The organism is Gammaproteobacteria bacterium, assembly GCA_037388465.1.
Taxonomy (GTDB): Bacteria; Pseudomonadota; Gammaproteobacteria; order SpSt-1174; family SpSt-1174; genus JARRKE01.
On record JARRKE010000040.1, the window covers coordinates 1 to 16,801 of the forward strand.

At 65.7% G+C, this 16,801-nt stretch carries 16 protein-coding genes; 4 read left to right on the top strand and 12 right to left on the bottom strand.

Features of this window, described 5'->3' with window-relative positions:
• The coding region (locus P8Y64_09020; GenBank protein ID MEJ2060611.1) for a dienelactone hydrolase family protein at nt 1–213 on the top strand (213 nt) is incomplete at its 5' end.
• An 11-nt stretch (nt 214–224) separates the two neighbouring features.
• Here the strand turns inward: P8Y64_09020 and P8Y64_09025 are convergent.
• The 8 genes from P8Y64_09025 to P8Y64_09060 form a co-directional block, all read right to left on the bottom strand.
• The gene (locus P8Y64_09025) at nt 225–1,667 is read right to left on the bottom strand and encodes a deoxyribodipyrimidine photo-lyase (protein MEJ2060612.1); all 1,443 of its coding nucleotides are present in this window, start codon (nt 1,665–1,667) and stop codon (nt 225–227) included.
• Nucleotides 1,668–1,848: 181 nt separating this feature from the next.
• Nucleotides 1,849–2,838 (bottom strand): aldo/keto reductase, encoded by a 990-nt coding sequence (locus P8Y64_09030; GenBank protein MEJ2060613.1) that lies wholly within the window; start codon nt 2,836–2,838, stop codon nt 1,849–1,851.
• 79 nt (nt 2,839–2,917) lie between these two features.
• On the bottom strand, nt 2,918–3,547 hold the full coding sequence (gene wrbA / locus P8Y64_09035; protein ID MEJ2060614.1) for an NAD(P)H:quinone oxidoreductase: 630 nt from the start codon (nt 3,545–3,547) through the stop codon (nt 2,918–2,920).
• Nucleotides 3,548–3,561: 14 nt separating this feature from the next.
• Nucleotides 3,562–4,380 (bottom strand): class III extradiol ring-cleavage dioxygenase, encoded by an 819-nt coding sequence (locus P8Y64_09040; GenBank protein MEJ2060615.1) that lies wholly within the window; start codon nt 4,378–4,380, stop codon nt 3,562–3,564.
• Nucleotides 4,381–4,522: 142 nt separating this feature from the next.
• A complete protein-coding gene (locus P8Y64_09045; protein MEJ2060616.1) occupies nt 4,523–4,972 on the bottom strand; it encodes a universal stress protein in 450 nt (149 codons plus the stop codon).
• Nucleotides 4,973–4,994: 22 nt separating this feature from the next.
• Entirely contained in the window at nt 4,995–6,524 is a 1,530-nt protein-coding gene (locus tag P8Y64_09050; protein MEJ2060617.1) for a DHA2 family efflux MFS transporter permease subunit, read from the bottom strand.
• A gap of 15 nt (nt 6,525–6,539) precedes the next feature.
• On the bottom strand, nt 6,540–7,541 hold the full coding sequence (locus tag P8Y64_09055) for an HlyD family secretion protein (GenBank protein MEJ2060618.1): 1,002 nt from the start codon (nt 7,539–7,541) through the stop codon (nt 6,540–6,542).
• Nucleotides 7,542–7,544: 3 nt separating this feature from the next.
• Nucleotides 7,545–8,024: a MarR family transcriptional regulator gene (locus P8Y64_09060; protein ID MEJ2060619.1), complete on the bottom strand. Its 480-nt coding sequence runs from the start codon at nt 8,022–8,024 to the stop codon at nt 7,545–7,547.
• 175 nt (nt 8,025–8,199) lie between these two features.
• Here P8Y64_09060 and P8Y64_09065 point away from each other — a divergent pair, with 175 nt between their 5' ends.
• From P8Y64_09065 to P8Y64_09075, 3 genes are read left to right on the top strand one after another with little or no spacing between them, the layout of a single operon-like run.
• The gene (locus tag P8Y64_09065; GenBank protein MEJ2060620.1) at nt 8,200–8,604 is read left to right on the top strand and encodes a MerR family DNA-binding protein; all 405 of its coding nucleotides are present in this window, start codon (nt 8,200–8,202) and stop codon (nt 8,602–8,604) included.
• Nucleotides 8,605–8,609: 5 nt separating this feature from the next.
• Nucleotides 8,610–9,161: a heavy metal-associated domain-containing protein gene (locus P8Y64_09070; protein ID MEJ2060621.1), complete on the top strand. Its 552-nt coding sequence runs from the start codon at nt 8,610–8,612 to the stop codon at nt 9,159–9,161.
• A 33-nt stretch (nt 9,162–9,194) separates the two neighbouring features.
• Entirely contained in the window at nt 9,195–11,468 is a 2,274-nt protein-coding gene (locus P8Y64_09075) for a heavy metal translocating P-type ATPase (GenBank protein ID MEJ2060622.1), read from the top strand.
• On the opposite strand, the gene P8Y64_09080 is transcribed toward P8Y64_09075, so the two are convergent.
• The 4 genes from P8Y64_09080 to P8Y64_09095 all read right to left on the bottom strand — a co-directional run.
• Nucleotides 11,428–12,498 carry an NADH:flavin oxidoreductase/NADH oxidase gene (locus P8Y64_09080; GenBank protein MEJ2060623.1) on the bottom strand — a complete coding sequence of 357 codons (1,071 nt, stop codon included), beginning with the start codon at nt 12,496–12,498 and terminating at the stop codon, nt 11,428–11,430. The two genes, P8Y64_09075 and P8Y64_09080, sit on opposite strands and share 41 nt — an antisense overlap.
• 33 nt (nt 12,499–12,531) lie before the next feature.
• Entirely contained in the window at nt 12,532–12,879 is a 348-nt protein-coding gene (locus tag P8Y64_09085) for a DsrE family protein (protein MEJ2060624.1), read from the bottom strand.
• Nucleotides 12,880–12,914: 35 nt separating this feature from the next.
• Nucleotides 12,915–15,452: an alpha-glucan family phosphorylase gene (gene glgP, locus P8Y64_09090; GenBank protein ID MEJ2060625.1), complete on the bottom strand. Its 2,538-nt coding sequence runs from the start codon at nt 15,450–15,452 to the stop codon at nt 12,915–12,917.
• A gap of 41 nt (nt 15,453–15,493) precedes the next feature.
• Nucleotides 15,494–16,801: phosphoketolase family protein (locus P8Y64_09095; protein MEJ2060626.1), on the bottom strand; the 1,308-nt coding region annotated here is incomplete at its 5' end.

Consider the following 16,801-nt stretch of genomic DNA (forward strand, 5'->3'; position numbering starts at 1 on the left):
GATCCCGTGGTCCCGCCCGAAGATGTCGCCGCCTTCCAGGACGAGATGCGCAACGCCGGTGTCGACTGGCAGCTGCACAGCTACGGCGGTGCCGTGCACAGCTTCACGATCGAAGGCGCCGGCAACGACCCTTCCAGCGGGTCGGCGTATGACGAACGGGCGCATAAGCGCTCCTGGCGGCTGTTGATGGACTTTCTGCGGGAGACCGTTTGAACCGCCCGGCGTCAGCGGCGAATCCGGGCGAAACGATCCAGGGCACGCTGCCGGCTGGTTTTGAGATCCACGATCGGTTGCGGATAGTCGCGGCCAAGGCGTATGCCTGACGCATCGAGTACAGCCTGAGGGGCTTTCCACGGCGCATGCCGATGCTGCGGTGGGAGACCGGCCAGTTCGGGCACCCAGCGTTCGATGTACAGCCCGTCGGGGTCGAAGCGCTCGCCCTGCAGCACGGGGTTGAAAATACGGAAATAGGGGGCGGCATCGGCACCGCAGCCCGCGGTCCACTGCCACCCCAGCGTGTTGTTGGCGAGGTCGGCATCGACCAGGGTGTCCCAGAACCAGCGTGCGCCCTGCTGCCAGGGCACGAGCAGGTTCTTGGTGAGAAACGACGCGGCGATCATGCGCGCCCGATTGTGCATCCAACCCGTCTGCCACAGCTCGCGCATCCCCGCGTCGACCAGCGGGATACCGGTTTGGCCGCGCTGCCAAGCCGTCAGTTCGTCGCTGAAGTCGGATGCCCAGGGGAAGTCGTCAAAGCGTTCGTCCAGCGCCCGGTCCGCCGTGTGCGGAAAATGAAACAGCAGATGATGCGCAAACTCGCGCCAACCGAGTTCGCGTAAATATGCCTCGGCACCGGCCGTACTCCGGGGGCCTACGTCGCCCAGGGTCCGATGGATGGCGGCGACCACCTGGTGCGGACCGATCTCGCCGAAATGCAGGTGCGGCGATAGGCGCGAAGTGCCGGCGCGGTCCGGCCGGTCGCGATTCTCGGCATAGTCGATTGCGGCCTCGGCCAGGAAGGCCTGCAGCCGGGCCTGGGCGCCCTGTTCTCCCGGCACCCAGGCGGCTTGCAGACCGGCGTCCCACGGAAACCGCGGTTCGAGCTGCAGGGAATCCAGGGGGAGGCTTTCCAGATCGTTTGCGACCGACGGCAGGCGCTGCGGAGCCGGGGCGATTGTTTCGGGCAGCCCGAGCCGCAGGCAGGCCTTCCAGTACGGCGTGAACACCCGGTAGGGCGCACCGCTGCGGGTGGCGAGTGTCCAGGGCTCGAACAGCAGCGCGGCATTGTGGTGGTGGACCTCGATGCCGGCTTGCTGCAGGGCCTGCTCGAGGTCCCCGTCGCGGGCGAGAATGGCGGGTTCGTACAGTCGATTCCAGTACACCGCATCCGCAGCCGTTTCGGCGATCAGCCGGTCCAGTGCCTGTTGCGCAGGGCCGTGCCGGACGATCAGGCGCGAGCCCCGTGCGCGCAATTCGCCATCGAGTGCGCTCAGGCTGCGATGCAGCCACCACCGCGATGCCGCCCCCGGCACCCAGTCCGCTTCCGCTTCCGGGGCGTGGATGTACACCGGCACGACGCGTTTGCCCGCCGCCAGCGCAGCGGACAGTGCGGGATTGCCGGCCAGGCGCAGATCGCGGCGAAACCAGAACAGTGCGCTGCGGTTCATCAGCGCCACGAACGGGTTTCGATTGGACGGGCACGCCGGGTCTTCAGAGCCTTCCCTCCCTTTCGCTCAAGCGGCGGTGTCGACGAAATACCGCCCCCCGGCCGATATTCGCCTGTCGGCACGCGGCGGGCAACAGCGTACGGGCGGGAATGGCGAATTGCGGTCAGCAGCGCTGCGGGAATTATGCCGCCTCGGGGGGCGCCATGAACTCCGGGCCGACCGGGTCGACGACGTGCTTGTCCAGCAGTCCGTCCACGATCCGGTAGTCTTCCGCATCCAGCGACCAGCCGAAGATGTCGGGAATTACATCCAGCTGTCCGGGATGACGGGCGCCCCATAGCGCCACGCTGACGCCGGGCTTGTCGAGCAGCCAGCGCACGGCGAATGCCAGCACGGACTTGCCGTAGCGGGTCCGGGCGTGTTCGCTCAGCGCCTCGACCGCGGCCAGGTATTGCGCATAACGCGGCGGCTGGAATTTAGGGTCGGACTGGCGCAGGTCGTCGCCCTCGAAGCGGCGGTCGGCGGTCATCTTGCCGGACAGCAGGCCGCGGCACAGGGCGCCGTAGGTCAGGGTCGCCATGCCATGTTCCCGGCAATAGGGCAGAACGGCGGCTTCGATCTCGCGTTCGAACAGGTTGTAGGGCGGCTGGTCGCTGCACAGCGGCGCCACGCCGCGGAAGGCCGTCATTTGTTCGGGCGAAAAATTGCTTACGCCGATGGCGGCGATTTTGCCTTCCTGCTGCAGCGTGGCCAGGGCCTCGGCGGTCTCCTCCATCGGGGTGGACTGGTCGGGCCAGTGCACCTGATACAGATCGATGTAATCGGTCTGCAGCCGGCGCAGCGAATCCTCCACCTCCTGGCGCAGGCGCTGCGGGCTGCTGTCGCGGGTGATGCCGCCGCGATCCCAGCGCAGTCCCACCTTGGTGGCCAGGATGATCTCGTCGCGCCGGCCGTAGGCCTTGAGCGCCTTGCCGACGATCTCCTCCGAGCGTCCGAAGCCGTAGACCGGGGCGGTGTCGATCAGGTTGATGCCCCGTTCCAACGCATGGTGGATGGTGTGGATGGATTCGGCTTCGTCGGTGCCGCCCCACATCCAGCCGCCGATGGCCCAGGTGCCGAGGCCGATGCGCGATGCGGGAAGGGCGATGCCGGGTAGAGTGATGGTTTCCATGCGATCTCCTTGCGGGTCGGGTGGTAAATGACAACGGGCGCCGCAGGCCGGGGCCCGCGGCGCCCGCGCGGTGGCTGGCTCAGGACTGTGCGCCGAGCTTGAGCTGGCGGGCGATCTCGGCCGCATGCCGTCCCTGGGTGCGGGCGATGGTCAGCTCGTTTTCGCTGGGCATGCGCGAACCGTCTCCGCCGGCCAGGGTGCCGGCGCCGTAGGGTGAACCGCCGGTGATCTCGCTCATGTTCAACAGGCCCTGTTCGCTGTAGGGCACGCCCACGATGACCATGCCCTGATGCAGCAGCGTGGTGTGGAAGCTGGTGATGGTGGTTTCCTGTCCGCCATGCTGGGTGGCGGTGGAGGTGAACACGCTGCCCACCTTGCCGATCAGGGCGCCGTTGGCCCACAACGCGCCGGTCTGGTCCAGAAAGTTGCGCATCTGCGCGCACATGTTGCCGAACCGGGTCGGGGTGCCGAAGATCAGCGCGTCGGCGTCCGCGAGCTGGTCGACGGTGGCCACGGGCACCTCGGCGAACGTGGCGCGCGCCTGCCTGGCTCCACTGGATTCGAGTATTTCGTCTTCCACGAGTTCCGGCACCTGGAACAGGCCGACCTCGGTATCCTGCACTTCACCCGCTCCCTCGGCGACCGCCTTGGCGAGCTGGTAGACATGCGAATACATGGAATAAAACACGATCTGTACATTCACCTTCATGGTGCATCCTCCTTTCAGGCTGCTTGTTGGTTATTACGGGATGAGGTCGGCAGGCCGTGACCATAGGCGTGCAGGGCCAATGTGCCGTAGGACCAGTCGTGGTGCAGGGGAACCAGCGGGCCGCCCGCCGCGCCGCACGCGACGGCCAGGGGCAGGTAATGCTCGATGGTCGGGTGATTCTCCGCGCCGGTGGAAAATGTCCGCGGCGCGGTGAGCCGTGCACGGTCGAATGCCGCCAGGGCCGTTTCGAGTTCCGCGATGAATCGGGCCGGGCCGGGCGCGGCCTGCCCGACGGGAGCCGACCAGTCCACCGTGCGCAGGTTGTGCGTGGCGCCGCCGCTGCCGACGATCAGTACCCCGGCTTCGCGCAGCGGGGCGAGTTGTTCGCCGAGTCGCCAATGCCAGTCGGCGTCCGCGCCCGCGACCAGCGAGAGCTGGTAGATCGGGACGGTCGGCTCGGGCCAGGCGTATTTGAGTGGTATCCAGACTCCGTGATCAAGCGCATGGTCGGGCTGATCCTCTACCTCGATGTCCAGCCCTGCGAGCTGCTCGCGCAACCAGCCCGCGGTGACGGTGTCGGCGTGGGGAATCCAGTCCGCCTCGTAGCAGGCCTGCGGGAATCCGTAAAAGTCGTATTGCACCCCGGGTGCCGGTCCCGTTGCCCCCAGTGACAGGACCGGGGCGAGCCAGTGCGCGGAAATGCACAACACGGCGCGCGGCGGTTCGGGCAGCAGGGCGGGGATGTCCGCCCAAAAGCGGGTGGTGGCGTTCGACTCCAGCAGAATGCTGGGCGCGCCGTGGGAAACAAACAGTACCGGCTGTCGCTGGAGCATGGCAGGGAGATGTCCTCTTGGGTATGTGCGCCGCCGGCAGGCCGGCGCAACGCAATCGACATCCCCTAGCCTAGTACCCGAGTGCTTTGCTCGGATAGCGGAACGATTAGAGCAAGACGTTCAGAAGGTTTGAACAAACGGACTATTCGGTTTCCCCGGCTTGGCTGATGGCCACCAGCACGCTGCACGGGGCATTGTCGATCAAGGCCTTGCCGACGGAGCCGCGCCACCAGCGGCTGAGCAGGCCCAACGGTTGATGGCCGACCACGATCAGCTGGGCACCGACCTCCGTGGCCAGTCCGGCGATCCGTTCCACCGGATCACCTTCCAGCAGATGGCCTTCAGCCTCGACCTGATAGGTTTCGCGCAGCTTTTGCAGGCCGAGTTCGAGAATGCCTTTGTAGTGATCCAGGGCCTCCGCCACCATGCCGCTGGTATCGAAACCTTCGCCCGCGCCCGGCCCGGTCGGGTTCTGGATGACGGCCAGCAGATGGACCTTGGCGGAACAGCGCCGGGCGATTTCGGCACCCTCACGCAGGGCGCGGGCGCCTTGATGGCTTCCGTCATAGGCGAGCAGGATCGATTGATACATGGGTGGGGCTCCGCTGTGAATTTCAATCCATGGCGGCGCCGCCCGGGGCGGCGCTAGGGGTGTTCGATTTGTTTTTGCCCAACAGCAAGATGAAGGGGTACATCGCCACGAAGCTCACGGTGACCAGCAGGAAGCAGTCCAGCAACGCGATCATGAAGGCCTGCTGCTGGACCATCCTGGCGAGTATCTGCGCCGTGAGCGGATTGTGCAGTTCCATTTGCTGACGGGCCAGAAAGTCGTGCAGGGCCGGATTGCTCAGATCGATGTTCGCGCCGAGCTGATTCCAGGAGACCTGGGTATGGCGTGCCAGCAGGGTGGACAGCGCCGAGATGCCGATGGATGAGCCGACGGTACGCAGCAGGCTGAACATGCCGGCGGCCTCGGCGGTGAATTGCGGTGCCAGCGTGGCGTAGGCCACTGCGGCCAGCGGCGCGAAGATCAGCCCCATGCCGAGCCCCTGCAGGACCATGGGCACGATGAGCGAGGACATGCTCAGGACCATGGTGTATTGCGTCATCATCCAGGAGCCACCGGTCGCGAAAGTAATACCGACCAAAATCATGAGACGAGGGTCGACCTTCCCGCTCAATCGGCTTACCAGCATCATGCTGAACATGCTGGCCAGGCCGCGCGGCGCCATGACCAGGCCGGTGTCCAGCACGGGATAGTTCATCAGGTTTTCCATCATCAGCGGTTGCAGCAGCATACTGCCGAACAGGCCGATGCCGATCAGCGTGATCAGGAAACTGGATACGGCGAAATTGCGGTCGGCGAAGATGGCCAGACGAAAGATCACGTGTCCCTTGTGATGCCAGGCGTAATAGATGAACGCGACGAACGCGGCCGTGGAAATAACGGTCAGCGAAAGAATCAGGTGCGAGTCGAACCAGTTGTCCTGGTTGCCGCGGTCGAGTACGTACTGCAGTCCGCCCACCGCCACGGCCAGCAGGAGCAGGCCGGTCCAATCCATATCGCGTTCCTTGCGCTCGGAGTCGGGCACCACCCGGGTGGCCAGCAGGAAGGAGAACAGGCCGACCGGGATGTTGATGAAGAAGGTCCAGCGCCAGGTCAGCACCTCGGTCAGGTAGCCGCCGAGCGTCGGGCCTAGGATGGGACCGACCATCACGCCCATGCCCCAGATCGCCATCGCCTTGCCGCGCTCCTCCACGGGATAGGTCTGCACCATGATCGACTGCGACAGCGGCACCAGCGCGGCGCCGAACACGCCCTGCAGGATCCGGAACAGGACGATCTCGGCCAGACTGGTCGACAGGCCGCACAGGGCCGAGGCGATCATGAATCCGGCGATGCTGAGCAGCAGATATTTTTTCTGGCCCAGCCGGTCGGTGAAGTAACCGGTCAGCGGCATGAAGATGGCCGAACTGACGAGGTAGCTGGTCAGCACCCAGGCGATCTGGTCGTTGGTCGCCGACAGCGAGCCCTCCATGTGCGGCAGGGCCACGTTGACGATGGTCATGTCCAGCACCTGCATCACCGTCGTCGCCATGACGGCGACGGTGATCAGAAAGGTGTGGCGCTCCTTACTGGTCATTTACGTGACCGTTGCTCAATGTGAAAGCGTACGGGTGTCGATCGTGACCGTGGCGCTGGTGCCCACGCGCAGGGGATAGTCCGGGTTCGGATCGGCGCCCAGGATTTCGACCCGCACCGGCACCCGCTGGGTGACCTTTACCCAGTTGCCGGTGGCGTTCTCGGGCGGCAGCAGGGAAAAGGCCGCCCCGCTGGCCGGGTTGATGCCGATGACCTTGCCCTTGAAGACGTGGCCGGGATACATGTCGACCTTGATGGTCGCCGCCTGCCCCGGACGGATGCGCTCCAGGTCGGTCTCCTTGTAATTGGCATCCACCCACCATTCCTTGTCGCACACCAGCTTGAAGGGTGAAACCCCGTCCTGTACCGCATCCCCGGGACGCAGCGTCACGTTGGCCACGTGGCCCGAGCAGCTGGCCTTGATCGTGGTGTGACCGAGGTTCCACTGGGCCTGCTTGAGTTCGGCCTTCGCCTTGCGAATGGCCGCGCTGTCGGTGGTGCTGGTACCGGCGCGGATGCGCGCCTCGGCGAGATTGGCCTTCGCGACTTTCAGCTCGGCGGCAGCCGCACGCTTGGCGGCCTCGGCATCATCGTAGTTCTGCTCGCTGGCGTAGCCGCGATGCCTGAGCCGTTCGGCGCGTTTCGCGGTGCGGGCGGCGTTTTCCAGCTTGACCTGGGCGGCGTTGACGGCGGCCTCGGTGGCGGTCACCGCGGCGTGGTCCTCGCCCAATGAGGTCTGTGCCTGGGTGAGTGCGGACTGGGCCTGTTCCACGGCATATTCGAACGGCGCGCGGTCGAGCGTGAACAACGTCTGTCCGGCTGCGACGGCCTGCTGGTTCCGGACCCGGACCTGGTCGACCTGGCCCGAAACCTGCGGCGCGATGGTGACCACGTGGGCCTGTACGTATGCGTCATCGGTGCTGGGATACAGCGTCGCATGATGCCAGTACAGGTAGGACCCGATCGCTAATGCGACTACGAGAACGGCGCCGATTGCGATGCGTTTGATATTGCTCATTATTCAACGGTCTCCTTGAACCGATGAGTCGCCCTGTCCACCGGGCTGGAGCTCGCGGGCGCGTTCCAGAATCCGGCTCAGGGTCTGCATGCATTGCTGAATGTCGCTGACGGGAATGTCATGGGTCAGCTCGTGCTGAAGTTGCAGGCTGATGGCTTCGATTTCAGAGATCAGGTTGCGCGTCTGTTCAGTCAGGCAGACGCGCTTGCAGCGCCGGTCTCCCTCGGCGGTGCGGCGTTCGAGCCAGCCATCCTCCTCCATGCGGTCGATCATGCGCGCGACGCTGGGGCCTTCGACGCCCATCTGGGCGGCGATGTCCTTCTGGACCATGCCTGCTCCCGCATCGCGCAGGGTGCGGATAATCCACCATCGGGGCTGGCTCAGATTCAGCGGGGCCAGGCGTTCGTTGAGCCGCAGGCGCCACTGTCGTGTCATCTCGCTCAGCAGGCTGGCGAGTTCGTGGGGGTCGTATGGGTTGTTCATGTCAAATAGACAGCAACCTAATAGTTAGGTTCCTATCTATATTAGCACGCCTGTCAACCCTTGACCCCGTAGCTGGGTATAGGGTTTAGACTTTCCTCATCCGGACTCCGGAACGGGACCGGGCTGTTTAAGGTCTGTACCCAACAACAGAGTACAGCCCTTGGAGGTAACGACCATGCAGACATTCACCATCGGCGAACTGGCCAAACAGGGCGGCGTGGGCATCGAGACCGTGCGTTATTACGAGCGGCGGGGCCTGATCGAGCCCGAGGCGCGGACCGAGTCGGGGTACCGGTTGTATCGTGAGACATCGGCCGACCGTTTGCGTTTCATCCGCCGGGCCCAGTCCCTCGGTTTCACGCTCGGGGAGATCGCCGACCTGCTGCGCATCAGCGACAGCCCGGATGCGGGCGCGGCGGACGTCAAGCAGCTCACCGAACACAAGATCGCCGATATCGAGCAACGCATCGGGGACCTGCGCCGCATGCGCGATGCGCTGTCCGAACTTGCGGCCTGTTGTCCGGGCGAGGGGTCGAGCGAGGAATGCCCCATCCTGAATGCCCTCAAAACCCAGGCCTGAAGATCATGACCGACGCCCGCATCGAGCTGATTTATTTCTCCGGCTGTCCGGGTCTGGAGCCTGCCCGCGCCGTGTTGCGCGAGGCATTGGCCCAGCACGGGCTGCCCCCGATCTGGCGGGAGTGGGACCGGAACGCCGCCGAGGCACCCGAGCGGGTGCGGGCCTACGGGTCGCCCACCATCCTGGTCGACGGCCGTGACGTTTCGCAGGTGGACAATGAGGCCGTGTGCTGCCGGGTGTATGCAGGAGAGGACGGGATGCGCCCGGCGCCGGCGATTGCCGCGGTGGTCGAGGCATTGCGCGGGTCCGTCGAACGACACGAATCAACAAACCAAACGACAAGGAGCTTTGACATGAGCGACACGAATCTCGCCATTACCGGCATGAAATGCGGCGGCTGCGTCAGCGCCGTGAAGACGGCCCTGGAGGCGGTGCCGGGCGTGGCATCGGCCGATGTGAGTCTGGAAACCAACAGCGCGGTGGTGCATGGCGAGGCGCCGTTGCCCAGCCTGATCGAAGCAGTGGAAAAGGCTGGCTACAAGGCGGCGCAGGCCTGAACCGTATTTGGAACGTGAAGTGAGGTGGTGAAGATGTCCGAGGCAACCATTACCCGATTGTCGGTCGCAGACATGACCTGCGCAGGCTGCGTGGCGGCGGTGGAAAACGCCCTCAAGGGGGTGCCCGGGGTCTCCGAAGCCACCGTGAACTTCGCCGAGCATTCGGCCCAGGTGAAGGGCGAGGTGGCCGGCGAGGTGCTGGTCAAGGCCGTGCGCGACGCGGGTTATACCGCGGCGGTGATGGCCGGCGACGAGGACGTCGCCGAGGCCGAGGCGCATGAGCAGGCGGCGTACCGGAATCAGTTGCGCAAATCCTTCGTCGCCGGCCTGGTCGGCTTTCCGTTGCTGTTCGGCAGCTGGTTCGACTGGTTCCCGCCCATGTCCAGCGGCCATGTGTTCTGGGTGGTCGTGGGGCTGGTGACGCTGGGCGTCATGGCCTATTCCGGCGGTCAGTACTACCGCGGCGCGGTGAAGTCATGGCGCCATCCCAACATGGACACGCTGGTCGCGCTGGGTACCGGCGCGGCCTGGATCTACTCCATGGTGGTGACCCTGTACCCGGGCGTGGTGCCCAGCCTGGCCCGTTACGCCTATTTCGAGGCGGCCCTGGTGATCATCTCCCTGCTGACCCTGGGGTCGGCACTGGAGACTCGCGCCCGCGGCCGGACCTCGGCGGCGATCAAGAAGCTCATCGGCCTCAAGCCGAAGACCGCCCGCGTCCTGCGCGACGGCAAGGAACAGGACGTGCCGATCAGCGAGGTCGGTCTGAACGAGACCCTGCGCGTGCGTCCCGGCGAAAAGCTGGCCGTGGACGGCGTGGTGATCGACGGCAGCGGCCACGTGGACGAGTCCATGCTCACCGGCGAACCCCTGCCGGTGTCCAAGCAGGTCGGGGACGAGGTCATCGGCGGCACGCTGAATACCACCGGCTCGTTCCTGTATCAGGCCAAACGCATCGGCAAGGACACGGTGCTGTCGCAGATCGTCGAGCAGGTGCGCCAGGCGCAGTCCAGCAAGCCGCCCATCGGACGCCTGGTGGACCAGGTGGCGGCGGTGTTCGTCCCGGTGGTGGTGGTGATCAGCCTGATCACCTTCGCGGTGTGGTTCACGGTCGGCCCGACGCCGCACCTGAGCTACGCCATGGTCACGGCCATCACGGTGCTGGTGATCGCCTGTCCCTGCGCGCTGGGGCTGGCCACACCCATCTCGATCATGGTCGGGGTCGGCAAGGCGGCGGAAAACGGCATCCTGATCCGCAACGGCCAGGCCCTGCAGACCGCACGTCGGCTGACGGCCGTGGTGCTGGACAAGACCGGTACGGTCACCGAGGGCGCGCCGCGCGTCACGGCGGTACATCCGGCCGCGGGCTGGACGCGTGAGGAACTGCTGCGTGTGGCGGCGAGCCTGGAGGCCGGTTCGGAGCATCCCCTGGCGCAGGCGGTGGCCGATGCCGCGCGCGGCGAAAATCTGGAGACCGGGCAGGTCAGCGAATTCGAGGCGATTACCGGCGCGGGCGTCAGCGGCAGCGTGGACGGCCGTCGGGTCCTGATCGGCAATGCGGCCCTGCTTGCAGATCGGGGCGTGGCGGTGGATGAGCTCAAGGCGCGTGCCGAGTCGTTGGCCCTGGAGGCCGCCACCCCGATCCTGGTGGCGGTGGGCGATGCGCCGGCCGGGGTGATCGGCATTGCCGATCCGGTACGCGAGGATTCGGCGGCGGCGGTGACCCGCCTGCACGAGCAGGGGCTCAAGGTGATCATGCTGACCGGCGATCATCCGGCGACCGCGCAGGCGGTCGCGGGTCGGGTGGGCATCGACGAGGTGTTCGCCGGACTCAAGCCGGCGGACAAGGCCGACAAGGTGCGCGAGCTGCAGGGACGTGGCGAGGTGGTGGCCATGGTCGGCGACGGCATCAACGACGCCCCGGCGCTGGCGCAAGCAGACATCGGCTATGCCATCGGCTCGGGGACCGACATCGCCATGGAAACCGCCGACGCTACCCTGATGCGTGCCTCGCTGCACGGGGTGGCCGATGCGATCCTCATCTCGCGCGCCACGGTGCGCAACATCTGGCAGAACCTGTTCGGGGCGTTCGTGTACAACAGCCTCGGCATTCCGATCGCCGCCGGTGTGCTCTACCCCCTGTTCGGTGTTCTGCTCAATCCCATGATCGCGGGCGCCGCCATGGCCATGTCTTCCGTGACGGTGGTCAGCAACGCCAACCGTCTGCGCCGCCTGCGGCTGTCAGCGCCGAGCACGCGTCCGCCGCTCAGCGGGGACGGGCACGCTCGTACTGCTTGGGCCAAGTGACCTCGGCACCCAGGGCGTGGGCCGCGTGCAGCGGCCAGTAGGGATCGCGCAGCAGTTCGCGGGCGAGCAGAACGGCATCGGCCTGCCCTGAGGTGAGGATGTGTTCCGCCTGCGCGGGCGCGGTAATCAGGCCTACCGCGCCGGTGGGCATGCCGGCCCGCTCGCGAATCGCGGTGGCGAAGGGGGTTTGAAACCCCGGCCCCGCCGGGATGCGCGCGTCGGGTGTCAGCCCGCCGCTCGAGCAGTCGATCAGGTCGATGCCGCGTTCCTTGAGCCACCCCGCCAGCTGCACGGACTGCTCCAGATCCCAGCCGCCTTCGACCCAGTCGGTGGCCGAGATGCGCACCATTACCGGCAGGTCGGCCGGCCATTCCGCACGCACCGCCTCGGCGACCGCCAGCGGCAGGCGGGCCCGGTTCTCCAGGCTGCCGCCCCACTCGTCGCTGCGTTGGTTGGAAATCGGCGACAGGAAGCTGTGCAGCAGGTAGCCGTGGGCCATGTGCAGCTCCACCACGTCGAAGCCCGCCTTGCGGGCGTGGCGGGCGGCCGCCACGAACTGCTCCACGACGACGGCGATTTCGTCCGCCGCCAGGGCATGCGGTGTGGTGTTTTCGGTGGAAAACGCGATCGCGCTCGGTCCGTCGGGGACCCAGCCGCCTTCGTTTAAACCCACCGCGCCGCTGCCTTCGAACGGGGGGAGGGTGGAGGCCTTGCGTCCGGCATGCGCCAGCTGGATGGCGGCCACCGAACCCTGCTCCTTGATGAAGCGGGTGATGCGGGTGAATGCCACCGCGTGCTCGTCCGACCAGATGCCGCTGTCGGCGGGGCTGATGCGTGCCTCGGGCGAGACGGCGCTGGCCTCGACCATCACCAGACCGGCACCCCCGACGGCACGGCTGCCCAGGTGCACCAGATGCCAGTCGGTCGGTAGCCCGGCCTCGCTGGAGTACTGGCACATGGGTGAGACGAAGATGCGGTTGGGGATTTCGAGTTGGCGCAGCGTGAGCGGAGTAAAGAGTTTCGGTTGCATGATGGTCAGTTTTTAAGGTGCTGTTGCGGAGTATCAGAAAGTCATGAGCTGGTATTCGCGGTCGATGACGTCCACCAGATCGGCGCCGATGGCCTGCATCTGGATTTCAGCCTCGCGCAGGTTGTCTTCTTCTTCCAGGCCGCGCGCGTTGTAGATACAGGCCAGGGTGGTGATGCCGCTGGTCAGCAGTCCTTCCAGCAATGGATACAGCTCGGCATCGTCACGCAACTGGCCGGGTACGCGCACCCCGGGTCCGAAAAAGAAAAACCGGATATCCTCCAGCCGGTTCTGCTGCTTGGCGACCTGCGCGAAGCGCAGCGCCATCTCCACCTTGACCCGATCCTTCATGTCGGACAGCAGGACGATAGCGAGTTTGGCCATAAGGACTCCTGTTTTATGGATGTCCCGTACGGCGTTCAGCCGTGCGTCACCCAGAGTATGGGATGGGCCTCCAGCGGCACCAGCGCCTGCGGATGATACGGTATCACCCGCAGGGTGAAATCCGTCAGCGGCCGGTCGGTCTTCAGTTCGGCGAGATAACGATAGCCGTGCACCGCGCCGGTCAGCGCTTCCTTGCGTTCGAGTTCGATTCTTAGTGGTGGGTTCCCTTCCCCGGTCGCATCGGCGTACAACTCCACGCGTACGTCGTCGGGTTCCAGGTCGTCCAGGTAGACGGGAACGGATACCGCGCAGCCACCGCCGTCGGCGTGAGGCTCGAAGTCCAGTTCGCCGGTATGCAGGCTGGCCCAGTGCCGGGATAGCCGTGCACGCCAGGTCATCAGGTCGGCGCTGAGCGCGGCGTTATTCTCGCTGCGGGCACGAAAGCGTTTGGCCAGCGGCAGGTAATAGGTTTCGGCGTATTCGCGCAGCATGCGGTTGGTCGAATACTGGGGCGTGAGCAGCGCCAGGCTTTCGCGCATGCGTGCAACCCATTTTGTGGGGATGCCATGTACATCACGTTCGTAGTATTCCGGCACGATCTCGGTTTCCAGCAGCTGGTAAAGGGTCTGCGCTTCATGCGCATCCCATGCCGGATCGGCATCGTGTTCGCGGCCGTCGCCCACCGCCCAGCCGGCGTCGGGCGTATAGGCTTCGGCCCACCAGCCATCCAGCTCCGAGCAGTTGAGCCCGCCGTTGACCAGCACCTTCATGCCGCTGGTACCGCTGGCCTCCCAGGGACGGCGCGGGGTGTTGACCCACAGGTCCACGCCTTGTACCAGATGGGCGGCCAGGTGCATGTCGTAATCCTCCAGGAAAATCACCCGCCCGCGTACCTCGGGACGTTCCTGGAAGTCGGCCCAGGCCCGCACCAGTCGTTTGCCTTCCATGTCCTGCGGGTGCGCCTTGCCGGCGATGACCAGCTGGACAGGGTGGTCCGGATGGGTCAGCAGGCGGATCAACCGGTCGGGATCGTGCAGCAACAGGTTGGGGCGCTTGTATTCGGCGAAGCGGCGCGCAAAACCGAGGGTGAGGGTATTGGGGTCGAGCAGCCGTGCGCAGGCCTCGATGCGCGATTGCTCGACCCCGCGGGCCGAGTACTGAGCCCGCGCATGCGAGCGCACGATGTTCACCAGACGTTGGCGTCCGTTGGAGCGAAAACGCCACAGGGATTCGTCCGAGAGCTGGCGAAAATCCTGTTCCAGCGTGGACAGGTCGCCCAGCCAGCGCGCCTTGCCGCAGGCGTCGGTCCACAGGGCGTCGGCCGCCGCGGAATCCCAGCTCGGTACGTGAATGCCGTTGGTGATGTGACCCACCGGCACTTCGTGTTGCGGCCAACGCGGGAACAGCGGCTGAAAGATGCGCCGGCTGACCTGCCCGTGCAGTTGGCTGACGCCGTTGACCGCCGTGCTGCCGCGCAGGGCAAGATGGGCCATGTTGAAGGACGTATCGGCTGCGGTCGTTTCGGGACGCCCCAGCGCGAGCAGTTCGCGCAGCGAAATACCGAGCTGGGCGGCGTACGTGCTGAAGTATTCGTTCATCAATCGCGGCGAAAACTGATCGAAGCCCGCCGCCACCGGCGTATGGGTGGTGAACAGGTTGCCGCCGCGGGTGGCGAGCAGCGCCTGCTGGAAGGAAATATCGTGCGCGTGCATGAAGTGCCGCGCGCGTTCCAGCACCGCGAAGGCGGCATGGCCTTCGTTGAGATGGCAGACCTCGCAGGGAATGTGCAGCATCTCCAGTAGCCGCCAGCCGCCGATCCCCAGCGCGATCTCCTGGCGCAGGCGCATCTCGTGCCCGCCACCGTACAGCTCGGATGTGATGCCCCGATCGCCCGGGCTGTTGAGCGGGTCGTTGCTGTCCAGCAGATACAGGGCGACGCGTCCGACCTGCACCTGCCAGACGCGCAGCGACAGTTTGCGACCCGGCAGGTCGATGCTGACGCGCAGCCAGCCCCCGTCTTCCGCCATGACGGGCGAAATGGGCAGGGCGGTGGGATCGTTATAGGGAAAAAACTCGATCTGGTCGCCGCGATTGTCCAGCGCCTGACGGAAATAGCCCTGTTGATACAACAGGCCGATGCCGGTGACGGGCACGCCGAGATCGCACGACGTTTTGAGATGGTCGCCGGCCAGGATGCCCAGGCCGCCCGAGTAGATCGGCAGCGCCTCGGAAAGGCCGAATTCCATACTGAAATACGCCACGCCGCCGAGTGAGGCGACGTCGGGATGTTGTGAAAACCAGGTTTGTTCTTGCAGGTGCGCTTCACGCGCGTTGACCTGGGTTTCGAGCGCCTCGATGAATGTCGCATCGGCGGCGAGTTCTTCGAGCCGGCGGTTGGAGATGGTTTCCAGGATTACCAGCGGGTTGGCCGTGGCTTCCCAGAGGTCGGGGTCGACCGTGCGCCAAAGCTCGTCCATGGCGTGATTCCAGCTCCAGCGAAGGTCGAGCGCGAGCGTGGCCAGCGGTTCCAGGGCCGATGGCAGGGTGCGGGTCAGGTAGTGACTCGGTTGCATGGTGATTTATCCGGTGCGATTGATCGGTCGATGCGCGGGAATTACGGGGTCTCCCATTGCCAGTCGCGGATCTCCGGCATGTCCTGCAAATGCTCGCGGACGTAGTGCCCGTGCTCCACCAGTTTATCCTCGAACCGGTCGATCAGGTCAGTGGCCCGGTCGTGCAGGCGCGGTACGTGCCGCAGCGCCTCGATGGCGAGGTGGTAACGGCTGGTACGGTTCACCACCACCATGTCGAAGGGCGTGGTGGTGGTGCCTTCCTCGATGTAGCCGCGCACGTGGAAGCGGGCGGGATCGGGCCGGCCGTGCACCAGGTCGTGGATCATGCGCGGGTAGCCGTGAAAGGCGAAGATCACCGGCGTGTTTGCCGTGAACAGTTCCAGAAAGCGTTCCTCGTCCAGCCCGTGCGGGTGGTAGGCGGGCGGCGACAGCGTCATCAGATCGACCACGTTGACCAGGCGGACCCGCAGCTCCGGGAGGTGGCGGCGCAGCAGCCAGACGGCGGCGACCGCCTCCAGGGTCGGCACGTCGCCGGCGCAGCCGAGGATGACGTCCGGCTCGCCGTCGTCGTTGCCCGCCCAGTCCCAGATCGAGGCGCCGTGCGCGCAATGTGCGCGGGCGGTTTCGATGTCCATCCACTGCAGTTCGGGCTGCTTGCCGGCGATGATCAGGTTGACGTAGTCGCGCGAGCGCAGGCAGTGATCCATGACCGCCAGCAGGCTGTTGGCGTCGGGCGGCAGGTAGATGCGGGTGATGCTGCTTTTTTTGTTGATCACCGTGTCGATGAAGCCCGGCCCCTGATGGCTGTAGCCGTTGTGGTCCTGACGCCAGGCGTGCGAGGTCAGCAGGTAATTGAGCGAGGACACGGGGCGGCGCCAGGGCAGTTCCCGGCTGGTCTTCAGCCACTTGGCATGCTGGTTGAGCATGGAGTCCACGATGGTGGCGAAGGCCTCGTAGCAGGGGAACAGGCCGTGCCGCCCGGTGAGCAGATAGCCTTCCAGCCAGCCCTGGCAGTTGTGTTCGCTCAGCACCTCCATCACTCGTCCGTCGGGGGAGATGTGGTCGTCCGCCTCGATGCGTCGCCCCATGAAACAGCGGTCCGTCACCTCGAACACGGCACCCAGTCGGTTGGAATTCGTTTCGTCCGGACAGAACAGGCGGAAATTACCGTCCGCCTGGTTGCGGCTGAACACGTCGCGCAGGAAGACGCCGCAGTTGCGGGTGGCTTCGGCGTGTACGGTGCCGGGGCCGGGTACACTCAGGGCGTAGTCGGCGAAGTCCGGCAGGTCGAGATTCACCAGGCAGTCCCCGCCGTTGGCATGCGGATTGGCGCTCATGCGGCGCTGGCC

Coding starts and splice junctions, on each gene's coding strand:
- P8Y64_09025 (MEJ2060612.1), bottom strand. CDS start 1,667: ATGAACCGCAGCGCACTGTTCTGGTTTCGCCGCGATCTGCGCCTGGCC.
- P8Y64_09030 (MEJ2060613.1), bottom strand. CDS start 2,838: ATGGAAACCATCACTCTACCCGGCATCGCCCTTCCCGCATCGCGCATC.
- wrbA (MEJ2060614.1), bottom strand. CDS start 3,547: ATGAAGGTGAATGTACAGATCGTGTTTTATTCCATGTATTCGCATGTC.
- P8Y64_09040 (MEJ2060615.1), bottom strand. CDS start 4,380: ATGCTCCAGCGACAGCCGGTACTGTTTGTTTCCCACGGCGCGCCCAGC.
- P8Y64_09045 (MEJ2060616.1), bottom strand. CDS start 4,972: ATGTATCAATCGATCCTGCTCGCCTATGACGGAAGCCATCAAGGCGCC.
- P8Y64_09050 (MEJ2060617.1), bottom strand. CDS start 6,524: ATGACCAGTAAGGAGCGCCACACCTTTCTGATCACCGTCGCCGTCATG.
- P8Y64_09055 (MEJ2060618.1), bottom strand. CDS start 7,541: ATGAGCAATATCAAACGCATCGCAATCGGCGCCGTTCTCGTAGTCGCA.
- P8Y64_09060 (MEJ2060619.1), bottom strand. CDS start 8,024: ATGAACAACCCATACGACCCCCACGAACTCGCCAGCCTGCTGAGCGAG.
- P8Y64_09065 (MEJ2060620.1), top strand. CDS start 8,200: ATGCAGACATTCACCATCGGCGAACTGGCCAAACAGGGCGGCGTGGGC.
- P8Y64_09070 (MEJ2060621.1), top strand. CDS start 8,610: ATGACCGACGCCCGCATCGAGCTGATTTATTTCTCCGGCTGTCCGGGT.
- P8Y64_09075 (MEJ2060622.1), top strand. CDS start 9,195: ATGTCCGAGGCAACCATTACCCGATTGTCGGTCGCAGACATGACCTGC.
- P8Y64_09080 (MEJ2060623.1), bottom strand. CDS start 12,498: ATGCAACCGAAACTCTTTACTCCGCTCACGCTGCGCCAACTCGAAATC.
- P8Y64_09085 (MEJ2060624.1), bottom strand. CDS start 12,879: ATGGCCAAACTCGCTATCGTCCTGCTGTCCGACATGAAGGATCGGGTC.
- glgP (MEJ2060625.1), bottom strand. CDS start 15,452: ATGCAACCGAGTCACTACCTGACCCGCACCCTGCCATCGGCCCTGGAA.